Genomic DNA, 16,328 nt, shown 5'->3' with positions numbered 1-16,328 from the left:
CGAAGGCCCAACAGGCCGTTAGGTCGATAAGGACGGCAGGCGCGGATCTTCCATCAAGGCCAGAGGCGACAAAGCCGCCTCGCTAAACAGGCCGGATATACGGGCGCAAACCTGTCCCTGACATCGAGCACTGAGACCTTGCAAACGGGGAGGAGACCATATACGGATTAGGCGAAGCCGTAATCCGACAACTGCCCCCAAACCAATCCAAAACCTCACTCAATCAGATGCGCAAACTCCCTCTCCAACAACGCCTGATCCCCCAGATTCAACTCCACCAACCTCTTCAGGTGAGTCGCACTCTCAAGATCAATATACTGACACTTGAACCCCAGCCTATGCTCTTCAATGTGCCGTAACTCCACGGCCATCACGATCGCGGTTTCGCGATCGTCCAGGTGGACAATCACCTCACAGGGCTGCCTGAAGGGGACATCCCACCCTCTTGGCCGCTTTACCAGAACACCCTTCAGGGAAATATCCAGCACCTCGCTCTGCCACACTTCATCCTGACAGTGCAGTTCGCAATCGGCATCAAAGGAGATTCTTTGGAAACGGCGCTTTTCGGAGATTCTGGCTGGCAAGGGGTTACTCCTGTTTACCGGTCATGTCTTATATGACTATAGACTGCCCGGCAACCGCCCGCTACTCCCGGAATTCAGTCCTGCTGATGGTACTGCGGACTAAGCTCCGTAACGGCTCGAATAAATGCCCCGGCGTGCTCCGGATCTACGTCCGGGGTAATACCATGCCCAAGGTTGAAGATATGTCCCGGCCCGGAACCGTAACGGGACAGGATATCCGCCACTTCCTGGCGAATCCGTTCCGGCGGAGCGTAAAGCATGGCCGGGTCCATGTTGCCCTGCAAGGCAACCTTATCGCCGATGCGGGCACGTGCACTGCCGATATCCGTTGTCCAGTCCAGTCCCACAGCATCTGCCCCGGATTCCGCGATCGACTCCAGCCACTGGCCGCCGTTCTTGGTGAACAGGATCACCGGCACATGGCGCCCGTCGTTCTCACGGATCAGGCCGGCAACAATTTTTTTCATGTAATTGAGGGAGAATTCCTGGTACGCCCAGCTGCTGAGCACGCCACCCCAGGTATCAAAAATCTGCACCGCCTGGGCGCCAGCACGAATCTGGCCATTCAGGTAATCAATGACCGACTCTGCCAGATGATCCAGCAACTGATGCATCACTTCGGGCTGCCCGTACATCAGCTTTTTGGCTTCGCGGAAGTCCTTCGAAGATCCGCCTTCAATCATGTAGGTGGCGAGGGTCCACGGGCTGCCAGAGAAACCAATCAGGGGAACACTGCCACTGAGTGCGCCGCGGATGGTGGACACCGCATTCATTACGTAATCCAGGTCCACTTCCGCATTGATCCTGGGCAGCGCAGCTACATCGGCTGCGGACCGGATGGTATTACGGAATTTCGGACCTTCTCCGGTTTCGAAGTAAAGCCCAAGCCCCAGAGCATCCGGGATAGTAAGAATATCCGAAAACAGGATTGCAGCATCCAGTGGAAACCGTTCCAGTGGCTGCAGGGTAACCTCGCAGGCCAGCGGCGTGTTCTTGCAGAGGCTGAGAAAATCTCCGGCCCTGGCGCGAGTGGCGCGATATTCCGGCAGGTATCGGCCAGCCTGACGCATCATCCATACCGGTGTGCGATCAACGGGCTGACGCATCAGCGCACGCAGGAAACGGTCGTTTTTCAGCTCGGTCATAGAATTCCCAGTCTGCTATCGGTCAAAAGTTTGGAAGGCAATGATACCCGGTTTGTGGCAATAAAAAAGGGCGACCCGCCTTCAGCAAGCCGCCCTTCTGATCACGGTCAAATCTTCTCAGGCCAAAAAAACAGGAACAGTCAGATATCCAGGTAATCCATGATGCCTTCTGCTGCCTGGCGGCCTTCCCAGATAGCCGTTACGACCAGATCGGACCCGCGGACCATGTCGCCGCCGGCAAAAATCCTGGGATTACTGGTCTGGAAACCGAACTCCGTCTCCTCCGGCGCGGTGACCCGGCCAGAATCATCGGTTTTTACCTTCTGCTCGTCGAACCACTCAGCAGGGCTCGGGCGGAAACCGAATGCCACCAGCACCGCGTCTGCCGGGATGACTTCCTCACTGCCGGCAACCACTTCCGGACGGCGACGACCGTTCTCGTCAGGCTCGCCAAGACGGGTCTGAACCACTTTCACGCCCTCGACCCGGTCCTCGCCAATAATGGCGATGGGCTGACGGTTGAACATGAACTTGACGCCTTCTTCCTTGGCGTTCGACACCTCCCGGCGGGAGCCCGGCATGTTCTGCTCGTCGCGGCGATAGGCACAGGTGACACTCGCCGCCTGCTGGCGAATCGACGTTCGGTTGCAGTCCATGGCGGTATCACCACCACCGAGCACCACCACGCGCTTGCCTTTCATATCGACGAAATCTTCGGCGTCTTTTTCGAATCCGAGCCGCCGGTTTACGTTGGACACCAGGAACGGCAAGGCATCATGAACGCCGGGCAGGTCCTCACCCGGAAATCCACCCTTCATGTAAGTGTAGGTGCCCATGCCCATGAAAACGGCATCGTACTCCTCAAGAATATCAGCCATCGCCACATCCTTGCCCACTTCCGTGGACAGACGGAATTCGACACCCATTTCCTCGAATATCTTACGACGACGACTCATCACCGACTTTTCAAGTTTGAACTCGGGGATACCAAAGGTCAGCAGGCCACCGATTTCCGGGTAAATGTCGAAAACCACCGGCTTGACGCCGTTGCGAACCAGCACATCGGCACAGCCAAGGCCCGCCGGACCGGCGCCAATCACGGCAACCTTCCTGTCTGTCCACTTCACCGCAGACATGTCGGGTTTCCAGCCCAGAGCGAACGCCGTATCCGTAATGTACTTTTCCACGGACCCGATGGTTACCGCGCCGTAGCCGTCGTTGAGGGTGCAGGCACCTTCACACAACCGGTCCTGTGGACAGACACGGCCACAGACTTCGGGCAGGGAGTTGGTCTGGTGACACAGCTCCACAGCTTTCATGATGTTGCCCTCAGAAACCAGCTTCAGCCAGTTCGGGATGTAGTTGTGTACCGGACACTTCCACTCACAATACGGATTACCGCATTCCAGGCAGCGATGTGACTGCGATGCGGCATGGTCCTGGGTGAACTGATGATAGATTTCACCAAACTCTTTCTTGCGCTTCCTTGCCGGTACTTTTTTCGGGTCAACACGCCCTACTTCGACAAACTGGAAGTCGTTACTCAGTCGTTCTTTCATTATGAAGCTCTCATCAGACTCAATTTCGACGCCAGCGTTGCCTTACCGGCAACGCCCCTGATCGTTCCGTCTGCCATTACTCGGGACGTGCCCGGGTGCTGGCCAGCAGGCTGCGAAGATTCGCCGCCTTGGGTTTGACCAGCCAGAAACGGCCGATGTAGTCGTCGAAATTGTCAAGAATATGATCTGCCCACTCGCTCGCGGTCTCGGAAATATGCTCCCGGACAACACCCCGGAGGTGGTTCCGGTAGGATTCCATGTCTTCGCTGGAGATCCGCTGGATTTCCACCAGCTCGTGGTTGTATTTGTCCACAAAGGTGTTGTTCAAGTCCAGTACATAGGCGAAACCACCGGTCATACCTGCACCGAAGTTGTGGCCGGTGCTGCCCAGAACAGTTATCAGGCCTCCCGTCATGTATTCACAACAGTGATCACCCGTGCCTTCAACAACGGCATGAGCGCCGGAATTACGCACACCAAACCGTTCACCGGCGGTACCAGCGGCGAACAGCTTGCCCCCGGTTGCGCCATACAGGCAGGTATTACCCACAATGGAGGTTTCCTGGGATTTGAAGGTGCTACCGGCTGGCGGCCGGATCACCAGCTTGCCGCCGGTCATGCCCTTACCCACGTAGTCGTTGGCGTCCCCTTCCAGAAGCAGGTTGAGGCCGCCCACGTTCCAGACCCCGAAGCTCTGGCCGGCGGTGCCGGTCAGATCGAGCGTAACCGGAGCGGATACCATGCCCTGATTACCATGCAACTGGGCAATCTCACCGGACAGGCGGGCACCGATGGAGCGGTCGCAGTTGGTGACCCGATAGGACCAGGTCCCACCCGCTTTGGCATTAATGGCTTCAGCGGTGTCCCTGACCATCTGCTCTGCCAGTTTGCCCTCATCGAATGGGTGGTTGCGCTCCACCTGACAGGTGTGGGGCTTGTCTGCCGGAATATGATCATTGGACAGCAAGCGGCTCAGGTCCAGCTTCTTCTGGCGCGGGGTGTCACCTGGCAGGCGTTCCAGCAGGTCAACACGACCCACCAGCTCCTCCAGGCTGCGAACACCCAGTTCTGCCAGCCACTGGCGGGTTTCTTCCGCCACAAAGCGGAAGAAATTCATGGCCATTTCCACCGTGCCCTTGAAGTGCTCCTCCCTCAGATGTTCATTCTGGGTGGCCACACCGGTGGCACAGTTGTTGAGGTGACATATCCGCAGGTACTTACAACCCAGTGCGACCATTGGCGTGGTACCGAAGCCGAAGCTTTCGGCGCCCAGAATGGCGCCTTTGACAACATCGAGCCCGGTTTTGATGCCACCATCGGTTTGCAGACGGATCTTGCCGCGCAGGTCGTTGGCCCGGAGCGCCTGCTGGGTTTCGCTCAGGCCGAGCTCCCAGGGCGAGCCCGCGTAACGGATGGAAGTCAGCGGGCTGGCCGCAGTGCCACCGTCATAACCGGAAACGGTAATCAGGTCGGCATAGGCTTTGGCCACACCGGCAGCGATGGTGCCAACACCGGGCTCCGATACCAGTTTCACCGACACCAGTGCGTTGGGATTGACCTGCTTGAGGTCAAAGATCAGTTGCGCCAGATCTTCGATCGAGTAGATATCATGGTGCGGCGGCGGTGAAATCAGCGTCACACCCGGCACTGAATAGCGCAGACGGGCAATCAGGTCATTGACCTTGCCACCGGGCAACTGACCACCTTCACCGGGCTTGGCACCCTGGGCCACCTTGATCTGCATGACATCGGCACTGCGCAGGTATTCCGCCGTTACGCCAAAGCGGCCGGAAGCCACCTGCTTGATCTTGGATCGCTTCTCGGTGCCGTAGCGGGCCGGATCTTCACCACCCTCGCCCGAGTTGGAGCGGCCACCCAGAGTATTCATGGCCACTGCCAGGGCCTCGTGGGCCTCCGGAGACAGCGCACCAAGAGACATGGCCGCCGAATCAAAGCGCGGGAAGATCTTTTCCACCGGTTCCACTTCTGACAGATCAATGGCCTCGATGTCTTTACGGAAGCCCAGCAGATCCCGCAACGTGGAGACCGGGCGCTCATTCACCAGACCGGCGTATTCCATATACTGCCCGTAATCCCCGCTGGTAACCGCTTCCTGCAGCCTGGCAATCACATCCGGGTTGAAGGCGTGGTATTCCTGACCGTGGACATATTTCAGCAGGCCACCCTGGGATATCGGTTTACGGTGCTTCCACGCAACGGCTGCCAACTGCTCCTGGTCCTGCTGGAAATCGAAGAATCCGGCGCCCTGGATACGGCTGGGAACACCCTTGAAGCACAGATCCACCACGTCATCCGCCAGACCGATGGCCTCGAACAACTGGGCACCCCGGTAGGAAGTAATGGTAGAGATACCCATCTTCGACAGGATCTTCAGAAGGCCCTTGTTGATGCCCTTGCGGTAATTGTTCTTGGCATCAATGGGATCCATCATCAATTCACCGGTACGAATCAGGTCGTTGAGCACCTGGTACGCCAGATACGGGTACACCGCCGTGGCACCAAAGCCGAATAGCACGGCAAAATGGTGCGGGTCACGTGCCCAGCCTGTTTCTACCAGGATATTGGAGTCACAGCGCAAGCCCTTTCCGACCAGATGATGATGCACTGCACCGGTTGCCATCATGGCATTCACCGGCAATTCGCCTTCTTTCAGATCCTTGTCGGTCAGAACCAGAATCACCTTGCCGTTGCGAACGGCCTGCTCGGCGTCGTCACATACCTTCTGGACAGCCTTTTCAAGCCCCATTTCCGGACTGTAGCTCATGCTGATACGGGCAACTTCAAAGCCAGGCCGATCATTATTGGCAATCTTCAGGAACTTCGCGGGCGAGAGAACCGGCGTTGTCAGAATGATACGGTTGGCATGCTCCGGCGTTTCCTCGAACACGTTACGCTCGGCACCGATGCAGGTCTCAAGAGACATCACGATCGATTCCCGCAGCGGATCGATAGCCGGGTTGGTTACCTGCGCGAATTTCTGACGGAAATAGTCCGCCACGTGCCTGACACGGCTGGACAGTACGGCCATGGGAGTGTCGTCACCCATGGAACCCACAGCCTCCTGACCATTCTCGGCCAACGGCCGCAGCACCTGATCGCGCTCTTCGTAGGACACCATGAACATTTTCTGATGGACATGGAGCTCGTCTGACTGCATCAGTTTGAACTCGGGGGTTTCCTGGTTCAGCGTCGTTTCCACCCGCAGGGAGTTCTCACGCAGCCAGCGCTTGTAGGGCTGGGCTGATTTCAGGCGGCGGTCCACGTCTTTGGTATGCAGGACTTCCCCCGATTCGGTATCGATAGCCAGCATCTGGCCGGGACCCACACGGCCCTTGGCTACAACGTCCTCGGGTCTGTACCCATAGGTGCCAATTTCAGAAGCCAGGGTTATGAAATCGTCTTTGGTGATTACCCAGCGAGCAGGGCGCAAACCGTTCCGGTCCAGCATACAGACCGCATACCGTCCATCGGAAAGAACCAGGCCAGCCGGACCATCCCACGGCTCCATGTGCATGGAGTTGTATTCATAGAACGCCCGCAACTCGGAATCCATGGTATCGACATTCTGCCAGGCGGGTGGAATCATCATCCGCACCGCCCGGAACAGATCGACACCGCCGGCCAACAGTACTTCCAGCATGTTGTCCATGCTGGAGGAATCAGAGCCGGTCAGGTTGACCAGCGGCTGCAGGGTTTGCAGATCCGGCAGTTCCGGAGCACTGAACTTGGCAGCCCGCGCAATGGCCCAATTGCGGTTGCCATCTACGGTGTTGATCTCACCATTATGCGCCAGATAACGGAAGGGCTGCGCCAGGGGCCAGCGCGGCATGGTGTTGGTGGAGAACCGCTGATGGAATACACAGATGGCAGTCTGCAAATCCGGATCGCCCAGGTCCCTGTAGAAATTCGCCAGGTCGGCCGGCATCATCAGCCCCTTGTAGGCCAATGTGCGATGGGACAGGCTGCAGATATAGAACTCGGAATCGTCAGCCATGTCCCGCTCGGCATGGCGGCGGCCAACAAACAGTGCAATGGCAAATTCCTGCTCTGTCTTCTCGGCTGGCACCACAAACACCTGCTCGATCCATGGCAGACAATCCAGAGCCATGGGCCCCAGGCAGCTGTCGTCGGTCGGCACCTTGCGCCAACCCATGATCTCCAGACCCTGCTCCGTCAGGCGCTTTTCCACGACAGCCCTGCCTGCAGCAGCTTTGCTCTCGTCCGGATTCAGGAAGACCTGCCCCACCGCGAACAGCCCTTCAGGCGCCTTGCCAAACTCGGCTTTCGCGGCCTTGCGTAAAAAGGCATCGGGGCTCTGGATCAGGAGACCACAACCATCGCCGGTCTTCCCGTCTGCAGCGATACCACCACGGTGGGTCATGCAGGTCAGAGACTCAATGGCAGTTTGCAACAACTTGTGGCTTGCCTCGCCCTTCATATGGGCGATCAGGCCGAAGCCACAGTTGTCCCTGAATTCATCGGGATGATACAAACCTGTCATCATAAGCGTTATCTCACGTAGAAATGCTTTTCAATCAAAGGGTTGTTTTAAAACAGACGAAAATCCCACCCTTTGACACTGAAAATGGGGGCTGGCTATTTTACACGCGTAGAAATACGTACTCAAACCAAAGACGTTTTATTTTGGGGCTTCGGAAGGCCGGTTACGAGTCTGGCGACAGGCAGCAACCTCCAGACAGAGGCCTTCCGACGATTGTTTTTATTAGGATTAAAACAGAAACGGAGGATTTTCAATACGATCAGAAATTGCGCATTCGTCTGATCCAGAGGGACTGGTCCCGCAGAGTGCGGGGAAGACCTTCAACCCATTTTTGCGCCTCTTCACGAGAGCTGAAGTCTCCGTAAAAACCAAAAAACCAGTCCTGCCCCTCCCTTTCGGTACGAGTATAACGGATGCCGGAAACAGAATCGTACTGGTCAATCAGGCTCAGAACTGTCTGTTCGCGATTGCCGGCAATCAGTTGCACGGTCCAGCCCTCGCTGGCTCTGATATCGTCAAGAGCCATGAAATGAGCGGGTTTCGACGGTGAAAAGTCTGGCTCTGGCTCTGGCTCTGGCTCTGGCTCTGGCTCTGGCTCTGGCTCTGGCTCTGGCTCTGGCTCTGGCTCTGGCTCTGGCTCTGGCTCTGGCTCTGGCTCTGGCTCTGGCTCTGGCTCTGGCTCTGGAACAGGCTGCGGAACAGAATCTTCCATCGTCAAGTCAGGTGACGGCTCCAACTGAACCACTGCAGGGTCGATGACCTCCGGCCCGGGATTGTCGGGGCCGATGGTTATACTCTTGCGTACGGTTTCCGGCTCCGGCTCCGTTCGCTCCCGGGCCATGGAGTCGTCGTACTGCTGTGAAACCAGCCACCAGGAGCCCGCCAGAAGCACCAGGGCCAGCGCCGGCCAGCGGAGATTGATTGGCACAGAAAATGTTCGCCCGCGCCCATTCACACTTCCGGATGATGCCATATCCAGCCACACCGCTGGCGTCACTCGCTTCAGTCCGGAGAAGTTTCCCTCGCTCAGGCTGTGTATCTGCGACAGCCGGGCAGGTGTTAACAAGACCCTTGCATCGCCGCCCGCACGATGAATCCTGGGCTTCAGATAGGCGGCAACCTCCTCCCTCGTGAGGGGACGAAGATGGATCTGGTACACACCATCGCCATCTCCCGGGAGTCCCAGCATCTCAATCAGCTGAGCGGTCCCACTGAATACCGGTACCGCAGCAGCAGAACGGTCGGCCGCCCCGAAAGCTGCCAGAACAAGCCTGACGAGCTCTGGCGGTGCCCGATGTGCATCATCAATCAGCAGAACCATGCGCTGACCTTTGCGCGCCCGGTGCTCAGACCAGCGAAAGAAGCCGTAAACCGCGTCCCGCACACCCTCCCCCGGCTTTAGTCCCTTGTGGGCTATACCAAGCAAGGCTCTGGCGAGCGCCTGGGCACTGGTCAATGAGGCAGCAGGAAGACGGTGAAAATCGAGACGGGAAGACTCACTGCTGACCAGTTCGGCCAGTAGCCGGCTTTTGCCGGAGCCGGCTTCGCCAGTCAACAAAAGCGCAAGATCACCAAATCCACAAAGATGGCGAAGTGTTTCCAGGGCATGGTGGCGAGAGGCTTCCGGAAAAAAGGGAGTTTCCATCTCCAGGGGGTTCGCCTTTAATCCGTACCTTTCCTGTAAACGCGGGAAAAGACCGCCGCCATCAAGACTGTTGAGCCCCTGATCTGTCACTGTCATTCCCTTTAGAGCCATTGTGTGAGCGACTCTGCGTTCAATGGCAACTCAAACGTCAGCACCATCGGAAGCCACGCAAAAGGCCCGAAGGGTGGCATCCAACTGCGATACATCCACCTGATCGGTTACCACCGCATCGCCCAGAGCCCGAAGCAGAACCAGCCGCAGAGAGCCGTCGACATTTTTCTTGTCCACAGCCATGAGGCGGCGAAAGTCATCCGGTGTCATACCGGCCGGCGCCCGGGCGGGAAGGTTCGCCCGTTCAATAATGCGTACCGCCCGGGTCCGTTCCTGTTCGCGGATCATCCCCTGGCGCAGGGACAGATCTGCAGCCATCATCATGCCAGTCCCTACAGCCTCGCCATGCAGCCAGTTACCGTATCCGGCAAACGTCTCAATGGCATGGCCAAAGGTGTGCCCCAGATTCAGGATGGCTCGCAGCCCGCTTTCTCTCTCGTCCAGCGCCACAACATCAGCCTTGCAGGCACAGGACCGATAGATGGCTTCCACCAGAGTGGCCGGGTCCAGGTCAACGAGAGAGGCAATTTCCTGCTCAAGCCAACAGAGAAAGTCTGTGTCACGGATCAATCCGTACTTGATCACTTCTGCCAGGCCAGCCGAGACTTCCCGGGGCGGGAGTGTTCTCAGGGTGTCCGTATCAATCAGCACTACTTCAGGCTGGTGAAAGGCGCCAATCATGTTCTTGCCAAGCGGATGGTTGATACCGGTTTTGCCGCCAACAGAAGAATCCACCTGCGAAAGCAGTGTGGTGGGCATCTGTATAAACGGCACGCCCCGCTGGTACGACGCCGCAGCAAAACCGGCCATGTCCCCCACAACGCCACCGCCCAGTGCAACCAGGGTGGTTTTTCGTGAATGCCGCTTTTCCAGCAGACCATCGAATATCCGGTTCAGAGTCTGCCAGTCCTTGTACTTCTCACCATCCGGCAGAACCACCGTGTCCACCTGTTTGCCGGGGAAACAGGCCCGGGCAGACTCGAGATACAGGGGAGCAACCGTTTCATTGGTCACAATCATCACCTGCTGACCCTGGACGAACGGAGCCAGGTCATAGCTACCCAGCAACCCCTGCCCGATAACAATCGGATAGGTTCTCTCCCCCAGATCGACGGTCAACTCGCGCACTGAATCACGCATGATTTCTGCCTTCCTTGCGCACCTGTCTTTTGTGCCGCGGTGTGCGGGGATGAATGCGATTCACCAGCTGTCGCACAACCAGCCTCGGGCTTTTGCGATCAGTGAACATGACAATATCGGCGAGTTCTGTATAGATCGGGTCGCGGACGGCGAACAGGTTCCGCAGAACGGTTTCCGGATCATCGTTCTGCAGCAGAGGACGGTTTCTGTCGCGCCGGGTTCTCTCGACTTGCTGTTCTATCGAGGTTTTCAGGTAAACTACGGTGGCGTCACGCTTCAGAAGGGGATGGTTTTCCTCACGCATTACTGCTCCGCCACCGGTCGCAAGGACCGTTTGCGGGTGTTCGGAAAGCTCCGCCAGCATGGCGGTTTCACGTTGCCGAAAACCATCCTCGCCTTCGACATCGAAAATCCAGGGGATGTTCGCCCCGCAGCGCTCCTCGATGATCCGGTCGGAATCCAGAAAACGGTAGCCCAGCTCTCTGGCCAGCATGCGACCAATCGTGCTTTTGCCCGCCCCCATGGGGCCCACAAGAACAATTCGTTTTGGCAAGGACATAACTTCCGCTCATCTGCATTCAGGCGGGTGAGAATATCACAGGGTAACGTTTTCCATAAGTTTGGGAAAACGAACGGGCAAAAAAACCGCCGTACAGGTGACGGCGGTTTTTCAGGTGAGACCCGATTACTGGATCAGGTCACTCTTGATGATCTTCGGTGTGATGAAGATCAGCAGTTCGCTGCGTTCGTCAATTTTTTCTGTGCGCTTGAACAAACGCCCAAGGTAAGGAATGTCACCAAGGAAAGGCGTCTTGGTAGTCGTGGTTGAGACCTCTGACTGGAAAATGCCGCCCAGCACCACAGTTTCGCCATTACCTACAAGCACCTGGGTGGTCACTTCGTTGGTATTGATTGCCGGAATGCCAGCCGTTACTTCACCACGGGAGTCCTGGTTGACCACCAGGTCCATGATGATCTTGTCGTCTGGCGTGATCTGCGGAGTCACTTCCAGGGACAGAGCTGCTTCCTTGAAAGAGACCGACGTGGCACCACTTGATGATGCTTCCTGATACGGAATTTCCTCACCGGACTTGATTGAGGCAGTCTGACGGTCGGCGGTTACTACCCGCGGCTGTGAGACCACTTCGGCGCGGCCATCGCTTTCGAATGCGGAAAGTTCAAGATCGATCAGCAAGTCAGTACCAATGTAACCAAAAGCTACCGAGGATGAATTTGCGCGAGTAACACCCAGGTCAACATTAAGATCAGAGGGGAAAGAAATACCGCCGGTATTAATGCTATCCAGTGAGCCCTGCGATCCACCCACTATGAATTCGTCAGTGCCTCCATCAGTGGTTCCACGGCCCTGGGCACCCCAGCGAACACCCAGTTCTTCAGCCAGATTGTTCTGGGCACGAACGATACGTGCTTCAATCGAAACTTGCCGGACTGCCACGTCCCAGGTTGAAACCAGGCGACGGATTTCGTCCAGCTTCTCTGCAGTTTCCCGCACACTGATGGTGTTGGTACGGGCATCCGAGGAGATAAATCCGCGTGACGAAATCAGCTCCTCGTCTGCCTGAATCAGCGATACGATATCGGCTGCCTTGGCATAGTTGACCTGAATAATATCCAGTCGGACCGGTGCCAGCTCGGCGATCTGTTTACTGGTTTCGAGCTCCAGTTTTTCCCTGGCCGCAATTTCGTCGGCCGGAGCGACCAGAAGCACGTTGCCGATCTGGCGCTTGTCCAGCCCCTTGGTTTTCAGGATCAGATCCAGAGCCTGGTCCCAGGGCACATTCTGGAGTCGCAAGGTGATGCTGCCACTGACCGTATCACTGGCCACAAGATTGAGGCCGGTGAAGTCTGCGATCAACTGCAGCACTGAACGGACTTCGATATCCTGGAAGTTGAGAGAAAGTTTGTCGCCGGTGTAGGGGAATTTCTCTTCACGGCGGGATTCTGCTTCCTCTTCCGTCAGCTTTTCAACGCTGACTGTAAACTGGGAGCCCGACTGGTAAGCGATATAGTCGTAGTTGCCTTGCGGCCGGATTTCTACAACCGCATTACCGTCTTCTGTAAAGGTATCGATTCGGGTGACCGGCGTTGCGAAATCCGTCACATCAAGTCGACGACGCAGATTATCCGGAACACTGGTGTCATCCATCGTCAAACGGATTCGACCGGCCTGCTCAGAGAGATCAACCGGTGTACTGGCACTACCCAGATCCACAATCACTCGACCCTCACCATCTTTGCCTCTGCGGAAATCGACACCGGCAAGGCCGTCACCAGACGAAGAAGACGTGCCCGACTGCCCGGACACTGCCGAGGATGCTGCAGCAGACGTGCCAGACCCGGCACCTTCTTCAGCACCAATAGTCACAACCAGACTGTTCTGATTCCGGACTGTCTGGTAAGGAGTCAGTTCTGCGAGGTTGAAAATCAGCCGGGTGCGATCCGGAGTTTCAACCACCGTCATGCTCTGGGCATTCCCGGAGCCCAGGGATATATTGCGGCTGTCGAGCCCGCTGGTGGTGTCCCGCAGATCCACTGCTATCCTTGCCGGCCTTTCGATGGTGTAACCACTCGGTTCCGGTGGCTGACCGTCAAACTGTAGCGTCACTTCGACCCGGTCCCCGGATAGCGACGAAAACGACACGTCTTCCAGCGTGACCGCATTGGCCAGGCCGGACAACAACCCAAAAGCAATCACGCCGACGTATACATTGAGTTTTCTGAACATCGCTAGCCTCGACCCCAAACTTTTTTGTTCATGCATGGTTCTTTGAATAATCATATTGCCGCCCCTTAGCCTTCATTCTCGTCAAGCGAAAGCGAGCGTGGACGCTCGACCCATCCGCCCCGGCCATTGGGAACGATCTCGATCAGCTCTACCCGGGTTTCGTTAACACCGATAATCCGTCCATAGTTCTGCCCCATGTAGTTACCGGTGCGCACCCTGTGGATACCACCCTGGCCGTCCCTGATCAGGGCAAAAAGACTCCCGGAAGTATCACTCAGGGTTCCCACCATAGTGAGTTCCTTCAGATCAAAGTTCTCCAGGACTTCTCTCGGCCGATCCAGATCAGGCTCTATGTCGCTCTCCGGCTCCTGATCAACCATGGTGAGCTGAACATCAATCGGTGGTTCGAAGGGCGCCCTCCGGTCCGCAGCCGAATAACTGAACGCTTCATACGACTCGAATTCCGGCAACGGCTCCACATGTCCACGGGGCTTGGCCCGTGTATCTGCCATGAACTTGTCCAGGTCGGAAAAGCCGTCGCCCTGGGTACACGCCGTCAGGAAGGTTACAAGACAAATACCCATCCAGGCTTTTGCCGCATGCTGTCTCGCCATGCTCATTCTCCAGCCCGGTAGCGGTAGGTACGAGCAAGAACCTGCATGTTCAGCTGCTCTCCATCACCGCCAGTTGGTGTTATGGTCAGATCGTGTAACGTCACAATACGGGGCAGGCTCGCTACGCTGCTGACGAAACTTGCCAGCTCATGATAGGTTCCTGTTACCCGGATATTGATCGGGAGCTCGGCATAGAAATCCCGCTGCTGCTCTCCCTGCAGTGCGACCTCTTGCAGGGCAAGACCGTTGCCCAGCGCTGTATTGGTGATATCCTCAAGCAGCCCCGGCACTTCGGTTTCACTGGGGAGCTGCCTCACCAGAGCGCCGAACGTTTCTTCCATTTCTTCCATCTGGGCCTTGAAGACGTCGAGGTTGGCCACCTGATAGGCCTTGTCCTCATATTGTTTGCGCAGTTCCTGCTCGGTGTTTTGAACCCTTTCAAGGTGTGCATACTGGTCCTTGATGAAGAACCAGTAACCGCCACCGAGAATCAGTCCGAACACGATAAGTATGACAATCGCCTTGACCGGTGCCGGCCAGATGCCGGCGTTATTGATATCCAGATCGTTGATATCGAATTCATTGAGACTTTTAAGTGAGTCCGCGAGGCTCATTACTTATCCTCCCCTTCGGGCTCTGGTGTTTGTTGTTGAACCGACAGATTGAACTGGCTGTACCCAGCACGGGCACTGTCGGCAGCAGCGACGTTGGAAAGATTGGGGTCGTTGAACCAGTCAGATTCCTCAAATCGCCTCATCAGGGACGATATGCGGCTGTTGGATTCCGACATACCGACAATATCCACACGCTCTCCGGTCTTCTTGAGGCTGTTGTAGTACAGCCCGTCCGGGAGTGTGCGAACCAGCTCATCGAACACCCGCACGATGACCGGCCGTTTGCCCTGAAGATCCTGAATCACCTGCATGCGGGACAGGAGCTCGTCACGCTTGCGCTTGAGGTTCTCGATTTCCCTGATCTGCTTGTCAAGTTGCCTGGTCGCGGTTTCGATGTAGGCGTTCCTGGATTCCTGGTAGGCGATACGGTTATCCATATCCGTCTTCCAGAGGAATGTCAGGCCACCTGCAATGATGACCGCGCCCAGAATCATGACCACGAACTGTTTCTGTTTTTCTGCCCGGAGTTCTTCGCGCCACGGCCTGAGGTTAATCTTTGCCATCAGTCAAAGCTCCTCATTGCCAGCCCGCAGGCGATCATCAGTGAAGGGGCATCGTTGCTCAGCGCGGATGCATTCACCCTGGAACCGACGGCCATGTCTGCAAACGGGTTTGCAACCAGCGTTGGGGTGCCTGTTTTTTCCTCAACCATTTCTGTCAGCCCCTGAATAGATGCCGTACCGCCAGCGAGGACCACGTAGTCAACCGCGTTATACTGACTTGCGCCGAAGAAGAACTGGAGAGCCCGGGCAACCTGCTGGACAACAGCTTCACGGAACGGAGTCAGCACTTCGGACTCATAGTCGTCCGGAAGACCACCCTGCTTCTTTGCCAGGCCAGCCTCTTCCAGAGACAGCCCGTAGCGACGCTGGATTTCTTCAGTAAGCTGCTTTCCGCCAAAGATCTGTTCGCGGGTGTATACGGTTTTGCCTTCAGCCAGCACACTCAGTGTTGTCATGGTCGCACCCACATCCACGATGGCAACCACAAGCTCCTCGCCCTGGGAGTCAAGCTGGGACTCGATCAGGGCGAAGGCACGCTCGAGGGCATAGGCTTCAACGTCCACTATCTTTGTGGTCAGGGAGGCGATTTCGAGAGCGTCTTCGCGAATATCGACATTCTCCTTCCTGCACGCCGCAAGAAGCACGTCGACCTGATCGGGGTTGGTTTCCGAAGGTCCCTGAACCTCGAAGTCGATAGCCACTTCATCCAGCGGATACGGAATGTACTGGTCCGCCTCCAGCGTGATCTGATCTTCCATCTCGAACTCGTTAAGACCGCCGTCCATCTGGATCAGCTTGGTAATAACGGCGGAGCCGGAGACAGCCACAGCCACCTGCTTGACACTTGTGCGGGATTTGGACGCGACGCGTTTGAGTACTTCACCCACCGCCTCGACATCCGTGATGTTTTTTTCTACGACAGCGTTCGCCGGCAATGGCTCAACTGCGTAGCTCTCGACCTTGTAGCGGTCGCCCTGTTTTGACAGTTCCAGGAGCTTGACCGAGCTGGAACTGATGTCCGCTCCCAAGACAGCACTGGATTTTTTTCCGAACAATCCGAACACGCGCTCACCCTATACCTGGTT

At 56.7% G+C, this 16,328-nt stretch carries 12 protein-coding genes; all 12 read right to left on the bottom strand.

Features of this window, described 5'->3' with window-relative positions:
* Window positions 1–215 precede the first annotated feature (215 nt).
* Window positions 216–584: a PilZ domain-containing protein gene (locus DIT72_RS17310; RefSeq protein ID WP_135956489.1), complete on the bottom strand. Its 369-nt coding sequence runs from the start codon at window positions 582–584 to the stop codon at window positions 216–218.
* A 74-nt stretch (window positions 585–658) separates the two neighbouring features.
* Window positions 659–1,729: a uroporphyrinogen decarboxylase gene (gene hemE, locus DIT72_RS17305; protein ID WP_135956488.1), complete on the bottom strand. Its 1,071-nt coding sequence runs from the start codon at window positions 1,727–1,729 to the stop codon at window positions 659–661.
* 140 nt (window positions 1,730–1,869) lie between these two features.
* Entirely contained in the window at window positions 1,870–3,288 is a 1,419-nt protein-coding gene (locus DIT72_RS17300) for an FAD-dependent oxidoreductase (protein ID WP_135956487.1), read from the bottom strand.
* Window positions 3,289–3,364: 76 nt separating this feature from the next.
* On the bottom strand, window positions 3,365–7,813 hold the full coding sequence (gene gltB, locus DIT72_RS17295; RefSeq protein ID WP_135956486.1) for a glutamate synthase large subunit: 4,449 nt from the start codon (window positions 7,811–7,813) through the stop codon (window positions 3,365–3,367).
* A gap of 256 nt (window positions 7,814–8,069) precedes the next feature.
* Entirely contained in the window at window positions 8,070–9,551 is a 1,482-nt protein-coding gene (locus tag DIT72_RS17290; RefSeq protein ID WP_168355081.1) for an AAA family ATPase, read from the bottom strand.
* A gap of 45 nt (window positions 9,552–9,596) precedes the next feature.
* Window positions 9,597–10,694: a 3-dehydroquinate synthase gene (aroB, locus tag DIT72_RS17285; RefSeq protein ID WP_206081120.1), complete on the bottom strand. Its 1,098-nt coding sequence runs from the start codon at window positions 10,692–10,694 to the stop codon at window positions 9,597–9,599.
* 4 nt (window positions 10,695–10,698) lie between these two features.
* Window positions 10,699–11,265, bottom strand: coding sequence for a shikimate kinase AroK (aroK, locus tag DIT72_RS17280; protein WP_135956484.1), 567 nt, complete (start codon window positions 11,263–11,265; stop codon window positions 10,699–10,701).
* Window positions 11,266–11,391: 126 nt separating this feature from the next.
* Window positions 11,392–13,452 (bottom strand): type IV pilus secretin PilQ, encoded by a 2,061-nt coding sequence (pilQ, locus tag DIT72_RS17275; RefSeq protein WP_135956483.1) that lies wholly within the window; start codon window positions 13,450–13,452, stop codon window positions 11,392–11,394.
* Window positions 13,453–13,517: 65 nt separating this feature from the next.
* Window positions 13,518–14,066: a pilus assembly protein PilP gene (locus DIT72_RS17270; RefSeq protein WP_135956482.1), complete on the bottom strand. Its 549-nt coding sequence runs from the start codon at window positions 14,064–14,066 to the stop codon at window positions 13,518–13,520.
* Between the two features lie 2 nt (window positions 14,067–14,068).
* Complete coding sequence (locus DIT72_RS17265; RefSeq protein WP_135956481.1) at window positions 14,069–14,680, bottom strand: type IV pilus inner membrane component PilO; 612 nt, start codon at window positions 14,678–14,680, stop codon at window positions 14,069–14,071.
* Complete coding sequence (locus tag DIT72_RS17260; protein WP_135956480.1) at window positions 14,680–15,243, bottom strand: PilN domain-containing protein; 564 nt, start codon at window positions 15,241–15,243, stop codon at window positions 14,680–14,682. The genes DIT72_RS17265 and DIT72_RS17260 overlap by 1 nt, the downstream gene beginning before the upstream one ends.
* On the bottom strand, window positions 15,243–16,307 hold the full coding sequence (locus DIT72_RS17255) for a pilus assembly protein PilM (RefSeq protein ID WP_135956479.1): 1,065 nt from the start codon (window positions 16,305–16,307) through the stop codon (window positions 15,243–15,245). Before DIT72_RS17255 ends, DIT72_RS17260 begins: the two co-directional genes overlap by 1 nt.
* Between the last annotated feature and the right edge of the window lie 21 nt (window positions 16,308–16,328).

The sequence above is a fragment of the Marinobacter orientalis genome, from assembly GCF_004792665.1.
GTDB classification, from domain to species: Bacteria; Pseudomonadota; Gammaproteobacteria; order Pseudomonadales; family Oleiphilaceae; genus Marinobacter; species Marinobacter orientalis.
This window is presented reverse-complemented; position numbering and strand designations above follow the sequence as displayed.